Annotated in this window: 5 protein-coding genes; 1 reads left to right on the top strand and 4 read right to left on the bottom strand. The window is 59.0% G+C overall.

Annotation, left to right across the window (positions count from 1 at the left end; translation table 11 throughout):
- Window positions 1-139 precede the first annotated feature (139 nt).
- The 3 genes from VXJ35_RS11035 to VXJ35_RS11045 are packed head-to-tail and all read right to left on the bottom strand — an operon-like array spanning window position 140 to window position 3653.
- Window positions 140-1525, bottom strand: coding sequence for a DUF3526 domain-containing protein (locus VXJ35_RS11035; RefSeq protein ID WP_064021590.1), 1386 nt, complete (start codon window positions 1523-1525; stop codon window positions 140-142).
- The gene (locus tag VXJ35_RS11040; RefSeq protein WP_064021591.1) at window positions 1522-2934 is read right to left on the bottom strand and encodes a DUF3526 domain-containing protein; all 1413 of its coding nucleotides are present in this window, start codon (window positions 2932-2934) and stop codon (window positions 1522-1524) included. Before VXJ35_RS11040 ends, VXJ35_RS11035 begins: the two co-directional genes overlap by 4 nt.
- Window positions 2931-3653: an ABC transporter ATP-binding protein gene (locus VXJ35_RS11045; RefSeq protein WP_082409685.1), complete on the bottom strand. Its 723-nt coding sequence runs from the start codon at window positions 3651-3653 to the stop codon at window positions 2931-2933. The genes VXJ35_RS11040 and VXJ35_RS11045 overlap by 4 nt, the downstream gene beginning before the upstream one ends.
- Before the next feature lie 423 nt (window positions 3654-4076).
- On the opposite strand from VXJ35_RS11045, the gene VXJ35_RS11050 reads away from it, so the two are divergent.
- The gene (locus tag VXJ35_RS11050; protein WP_064021593.1) at window positions 4077-4568 is read left to right on the top strand and encodes a cytochrome P460 family protein; all 492 of its coding nucleotides are present in this window, start codon (window positions 4077-4079) and stop codon (window positions 4566-4568) included.
- A gap of 19 nt (window positions 4569-4587) precedes the next feature.
- On the opposite strand, the gene VXJ35_RS11055 is transcribed toward VXJ35_RS11050, so the two are convergent.
- Window positions 4588-5535: a histone deacetylase family protein gene (locus VXJ35_RS11055; protein WP_064023473.1), complete on the bottom strand. Its 948-nt coding sequence runs from the start codon at window positions 5533-5535 to the stop codon at window positions 4588-4590.
- Window positions 5536-6872: the final 1337 nt, after the last annotated feature.

A 6872-nucleotide genomic window follows, 5' to 3' on the forward strand; every position in this document is an offset into this window, starting at 1 on the left:
AAAGTCGGATTGGGATGTGATGGTTTTCGCAAAATGGTAGCACGCCGCCGCCGTTCGCTGCAGGGGCTTTGTCCTCCAGTCCGGAGTCTAAGCCGGACTGGAAGATGATTTGCTGGGTGGGTGTCGAGTCCGGCCGATTCTAAAATCGGGCGAACCGCTGCCGCAGCGCAATCAGAAAAGCCAGTATCGACGCGGCCGATAACGCCTGCCAACCGGCCAAACGGTTCAGTTCGGCATAATCCATCGTCTGACGGAAGTCGAAGCGTGGCAGCGCCGCTTGCTGCGCTTCGCTCCAGCCGGCGCGGGCCATGATCTGCGGCAGGAAGTATTCTCGCCAGCGGTCTTCGAATGCGTCGACGGCCGCGACGAAGCCGGCGTGGCGCGGTGCGTCCAGGCCGGATAATCGATCCGCCGCCAAGGCCAGGGCCAAGGCCGGCGACGTCCAGCACCAGCGTTGCATAAATCCGAAACGCTCGGCGCGGTGGGTTTCGAATTGCATCATCAGCGGGCGAATCTGATGGTCCAACTGCATGGCGGCCGGCAGGCCGGCAACTTCGCGCGGCAACTTGGCGAGCGGCGTGTCGCCTAGCAGATCGGGATGGGCCTTGAACCAGTCCGCCAGCGCCGTTTGCCGTTGCTGGTTGCTCGCTTCCTGCAAGCGGCGGATCTCGATGATGGCCGCCATCCGCGACGGTTTGGGTTGGCTCTGGTCGGCGGCCCAATGCAGCGCGGCCGGCACGCCGAAGGTCAGCACCAGCCAACTGCCGAGCAAGCCGATCGCGGCGGCGCCGGACGATATCGGCAATAACAGGAACAAGCCGGTCAAAGCGAACCAGAACACGACATAGCTCAGGCTGATCGCCGCCCAGTACGCCAGTGCCGGCCAGTCCGAGCCGCTATCCAGCAAAAAGGCCAACGCCGAACTGAGGCTGGCGATTAACGCGACCAACAGCAAACGCAAGCCCAGGCTAGAGAATACCAATTGCCACGGCCGCGCGGTTTGGGTGCAGACCAGACGCCAGACCCCGCTTTCGCGTTCCTCTTGCACCAGCCCGTAACTCAAGGCGATAACGACCAACGGCGTCAGCAGCGCGAACACGCTGGCGAAGTCCAGCAAACCGAATTCGTAACTCAACGGATTGAATATTTGGTCGCTGTTGCGGCCATCGGTATGGCGGCTGCGGCTGGAGACTTTGATCGAGGTGCCGACCAAATCCGCTTGGCTGACGTTCAGCGCCAAGCCGCCCAACAAAGGCAGTTGCAACGGTGGCAGCTTGTTGCTGGCGGCGTAGGCCGAATCGTCGCCGCCGTCATGATCGTCCGGCTTCGGCGCGTCGTGCATTTCCGCGGCGTTGGCCGGCGCTTGCGCGATTTGCGGCGCCGCGGCTGCGGCTCGAATCTCGCTGGCTCTAAAGCCGGACCAAATGGCGCTCAGCCCCAGCAAAACCGCAAAAATCAGCAATATCACACCGTTCAGCGGATTGCGCCGGATTCTGATCCATTCCACTTTGACGATATTCATCATGGCTGCAATCTCCGCGCCGATTGGGCCAACAGCCACAGTGCCGCGCAGAGCCAGGCGCTTAGCAGCGATAGCGACAGCAGGCTGGCGCGTAGCGAGTATCCGACCGTCGGCACGGTATAAGCAAAGTCGCGTACGCTGCGCCAGTCGGTTTCCTCGGCTTTGGCGGAGCGCTCGGTGCCGCGGCTGCGTTCGCGGTCCCATTCTTCGGTCAGATCGATGAAATAGCGCCGGTAGTCTTCGGCGGCGTCCTCGAAATCGCGCTGATGCGCCAGATCGGTACCGGCAATCGCCATTGACAGCGAGCGCAGCGCCAGGCTGGGCCCCAACCAACCGGCCAGTTGCGCCAACTGTTGTTGTTTGGCGAAGTTGTCGCGCAGCCGGTCGAAATGCAACTGGTGCACTTTGCTGGAATAAGTATCGTTAAATTGCCGATTCAACGAAACAAAACCTACCGGTAGCTGCTCCTTGCCGGCGACGCCGTATTGAGCGAGCACTTGCGCCTCGAAGGCCTTTTCGCGCTGTTGTTTGTTGCCCTCGCCAGACAGTCCTTGGGCGATATCGGTCTTGATCGCATCCCAGAATTCGCTGGCACTCGGATTGGGCGCCACGACGTCGCCGATTACCGCACCCAGGCGCGGGGCGACGAACACGCTGCCCATCCAGAATCCCAGTAGGCAAAACAAAGTGTTGCGGCTGGTGCGAAAGTAAGCGGATGCGGCAATCGATAAGGCAGCGAAAATCGTGTAATACGCCACTAGGCCGACCAGCAACAGGCTCAACCGCATCAGATCGTCGGCTGTAAGATCGAATTGGCAGGCCAAGGTCAGCGCCGCCAGCAACACGGCCGGCGACATCACTAACCAAAACGCCGCCAGCAGTCCGGACAATTTGCCGAACAACAAGGCCAACGGCGTCACGCCCAAGCTGTGCAACATGCGCAAGGTGCCGCGTTCGCGCTCCTGCGACACCGAATTGAAACTGAGCGCGACAATCAACAGCGGCAGCAATGCGTACAACACAAAACTGCTGCCGGCCTGGCCGAAGCGGTTGGCCAGCACGTCGTCCGCGCTGGGATTGAAGCGGGTCAAGTTACGCTTATGCGGCTCCAGCCATAACGATTGCCCGGTAAACGGCGTCAGACCCTGGTCTATCGCGGCGGCGGGCAAATCCGGTTTGAACACGTAGATACCGTAGTGCGCGGCGGAATGGGGGTTTTTGACGCTCTGCGAATTCCACTGCTCCTTGGCCGTCGCCCCGACGCGCTGTTTTTCCAGGCGCTGCGCCTGCAATTGATGAGTGGAAAGCAGAAAAAAGGCGGCGAACAGGGCAAGCAGCGACAGCCCGAGCACCAGCAAACGGCCGTCGCGCAGCGTGGTGAGGAGCTCCTTGCGCATCACGGTGGCGATCATGCCAGCCCCCGGGCGTGCGCCAGATATTTGGTTTCCAGTTCGTCGTGTTGCACGCTGTGCGCGTCGAACTCTTCGACCAATCGGCCTTGCTTCATGATGCCGATACGGTCTGCGACCTGCTTGGCGTTGAACAAATCGTGGGTTGCCATCAATACCGCCATGCCGCCGTCTGCGGCGGCGCGGATGCGTTGGGCAAAATCGTTGGCCGCGCTCGGGTCGAGGCCGGAGGTGGGCTCGTCCAGCAACATGGCTTTGGCGTGCTTGGCGCTGGCAATCGCCAAACCGACTTTTTGCCGCATGCCTTTGGAATATTGGCCGACCCGCTTGTCGTGGGCGTCGGCCTGCAAGCCGCTGTCGCTCAGCAAGCCGCCGGCCTGATCCCGGCTCAACTCGATACCGGCCAGCGCACAGAAAAACCTCAGGTTTTCCGCACCGCTGAGCAGGTCGTACAACGCCACGTTCTCGGGCAGATAGGCCAGCTCGGCCTTGACCAAGTCCGGCTGGTCCTGCAGCGAGCGGCCGCCGATCAGGACTTGGCCGCCGGTCGGGCGGTTAAACCCCAAAAAGGTGCTGATCGTCGTGGTTTTGCCGGCGCCGTTGCCGCCCAGTAAAGCGTAAACGCAGCCGGCGGGTACCGCTAAATTCAGCCGGTCTATCGCCCGGTGCTGTTGGTAATCGACCACCAAGTCGCGGGTTTCCAGAATATTTGTCGTCGTCATGGTTTAACAATCGGGGTTAGTACTTAACGGAGAAGCTGACCTAGTCGCTACGTTGAGCCAGCGGATAAATTCGGTAGGCAGCTTTAAGGGTGATGTCAGTCGGTAATTTAAATTATTGGTCAGAGCCGTTGCACAGGTTGGCTTCGCTGCCGAGGTTGGCGATTCGGCGGAACATGGCCCTACGCTAGCGGACCGGCACCGCCGCATGCCATGCCGGCAGCATATGGTAAGTCGTCTGCACGCCGACCTGCAAACCAGCCGTTGCGGGCTACTGTGCCGGCAAGCGAAACCAAATGTTTCAGCACTGAATCCGCGCGTATCGGTGCGGGCCGGCGACGGCAGCAACGGTTTAGTGTTGGCCGCTGCCGGGCGGAGCCGTTACAATCGGTGCCGCTGGTTCACATGACTATTTATGGAGGGTGTATGTACCAAAAGATTTTCGGCGGACGGCTGCTGGCGGCGGCCTTGATATTGGTTGCGAACGGCGTTGCGGCCGAAACCGCGCCAGCGGCGAAACCGGAGCACGGCGAGTACCGCGATTGGCGGCTGTTGGGCGTGTCGCTACGCCACGAAAAAAACAGCATGCGCGCCATCGTCGGCAACGACGTTGCCATCAACGCTGCGCGGGCCGGCAAGACCAAACCGTGGCCGGACGGCAGCATCATCGCCAAGATCAAATGGGCCGAGCGCAAACATCCGAATTGGGAGCAAGCCTCGGTGCCCGGCGAATTCACCGCAGCAGAAGCGATGGTCAAAGACAGCAAGAAATACGCGGAGACCGGCGGCTGGGGTTTCGGCATCTGGGAAGGCAAAACCCTGAAAATGTACGACAAGGAACAATCCGCACCTTGTTTTGCCTGCCATTCGCCGATGAAACATGCCGATTACGTTTACACCTTGCCTAACCTGCAATAACCGGTTCTGCGGAGGGCGGTCACACGCCCTCGTCAGCCAATCCCAGCAGCGCTGCTACGTGGGCGGCGGCGCTACCCGCCAACGCCTGCAAATTGTAGCCGCCTTCCAACACCGAAATTAGCCGCCCCTGGCAACACTCCTCGGCAATCTCGCACAATTGCACCGTCAGCCAGCGGTAGTCCGCCTCCGTTAAGCGCAACGAGGCGAGCGGGTCGTCCTTGTGCGCGTCGAAGCCGGCCGACAATAACACCAGTTGCGGCACGAATTTACGCAGTGCCGGGAATACCGTCTCGCGGTACTTGCTGCGCAAAACCGTACCGTCGCTGCCGGTCGCCAGCGCCAAATTAACGATATTGCCGACGCCGTGCTCGGCGGGATGGCCGCTACCGGGGTAATGCGGCCACTGGTGGCTGGAGATATAGAGTACTTGCGGCTGGTCGTAGAACGCGGCTTGGGTGCCGTTGCCGTGGTGCACGTCGAAATCGACGATCGCGATTCGTTGCAGACCGTAGCGAGTGCGGGCGTACTCGGCAGCTATCGCCACATTATTGAACAGGCAAAAGCCCATCGGATAGTCCGGCATCGCGTGGTGTCCGGGCGGTCGCACCGCGCAGAAAGCGTTGTCGGCTGCGCCGCCGCAGACCTTATCCACCGCATCGCATACCGCCGCGACGGCCAGCAGCGCCGCCTGCCGCGAACCGGGGGAAACCACAGTGTCGGCATCCAGATTCGCCAGGCCTTGCTCGGGAATCGCGGCCAGCAGCTTGGCGATCATGGCCCGGCCGTGAACCAGCGCGATTCTGTCTTGGATATCGTCGGGCACCGCCGCCTGTAAATGCGTCAGGCCGGCGAATTGCGGTGCCGCGAGCGCTTCGGCGACCACTCGCAACCGCTCGGGGCTTTCCGGATGGGCCAGGCCGGTATCGTGGGCCAGAAAATCCGGATGGCTGTAATACAGTGTGCGCATAAACATACTCCCGCGAATCGTGCTTCAAGGTGTTCGGTTCCGGTTTGGGTTCGCCTGGGTGCAGTTTATCTTAACTTTGCGCGAAAACTCTATTGATATTAATTATTTACATGGATCAAGCCGGTCGGCGCCGCATTTGGCGCGGAATCTGCCGGGCTTTGGCGCAGCGACTCGGCTTTCCGATGCAGCTAAATTGGCTGAACCAACAATTTTTCTGGATAAAAATTAAAAATTTATTTATATCAAATAGATATTGATTGTTGTTAAAGCAATTTACGTCGCAAACTTAATGCCGGATAAAGTGTTTTGTTACGAGTTTCCCGTGAAACTTCAAGCGGATAAAGCGGCTGCCGAAGCCGGCGGATTATGCGTTTTCGGCAGTAGGGAAAAGTTGGCCATACCCTGGATGGCATAGCCAGCCCGTCTGACCGTGATCGGCTTAACCGCCTTCGGCAGCTTGCAAACGGTTTAACGCCGCTTGCGCGATGCCCGGCCGCCCACAGGGCTGCATCGATTGCCGGCAACGTTTTCGATCAAAACGGCGGTATTCGCTGCGCCGGCGCCAAGTCGGTGAAGAGCATCGCTTTTCTGCGGCTCGAATATTGTAAAGTTATTTATTAGATAAGCTTTATAAATAATTGAAATATATTTATTAATTTATCCATATTTGACCGCCGGAGCGCTGTCGTTGTTCCGGCTCGGCTCCCGTTGCGGGATGCGCCTGCGCCGGAACGGGAGCTACTTTAGCCGATCGACCTAAAATTACCGCATCCGCCAGCATCCGTAGCGATCTTAAAGTCGCTAATATCCAATAAATAACAACAAGCTATAAAGCATACTTCATGTACGGACGGCGCGTTTCGCTCCTCGGATATGCTGTCGTTTGCTTCGCCGTTTTCGGCGTTCGGTAAACCTAAAAATCAGGCGAAAAAACGCCGAACCGAAATCCGGAAATTCGAGGCCTTACCGGCAACGCTTTGCAAACCCGAAAATCTCGGCCGGCTGCCGCACTTGCTCCGCCAGGTCGAGCCGGTACGGCGGCCGTTGTGGCTAAATCGACCAACCTTTTGCGTAATGCTTCACTTGCCTGTCAGGTCTTTAAAGCCTCTGTAAACCAAGCCATTCGGCAGTCGGTAACCGGGTTATTTCGGACAATTGTAAATGGCAAAAATTTGCGATAGCCTTGGCAAACAATAAGACGGTAATGTGAACTTCATCCGAGTTTTTGACGACGTACTGTGGCCGGCCGAGGGACCGGTTTTGCCAGCCAGCGTTTGCATCGGGAAGTAGCGGAATTGGAATTTTTCAGAGCGGGAATCGAAGGTTGAGGTGGAGCG

It is taken from the genome of Methylomonas sp. DH-1 (genome assembly GCF_046097555.1).
GTDB lineage: Bacteria > Pseudomonadota > Gammaproteobacteria > Methylococcales > Methylomonadaceae > Methylomonas > Methylomonas koyamae.

Coding starts and splice junctions, on each gene's coding strand:
- VXJ35_RS11035 (WP_064021590.1), bottom strand. CDS start 1,525: ATGATGAATATCGTCAAAGTGGAATGGATCAGAATCCGGCGCAATCCG.
- VXJ35_RS11055 (WP_064023473.1), bottom strand. CDS start 5,535: ATGCGCACACTGTATTACAGCCATCCGGATTTTCTGGCCCACGATACC.
- VXJ35_RS11045 (WP_082409685.1), bottom strand. CDS start 3,653: ATGACGACGACAAATATTCTGGAAACCCGCGACTTGGTGGTCGATTAC.
- VXJ35_RS11040 (WP_064021591.1), bottom strand. CDS start 2,934: ATGATCGCCACCGTGATGCGCAAGGAGCTCCTCACCACGCTGCGCGAC.
- VXJ35_RS11050 (WP_064021593.1), top strand. CDS start 4,077: ATGTACCAAAAGATTTTCGGCGGACGGCTGCTGGCGGCGGCCTTGATA.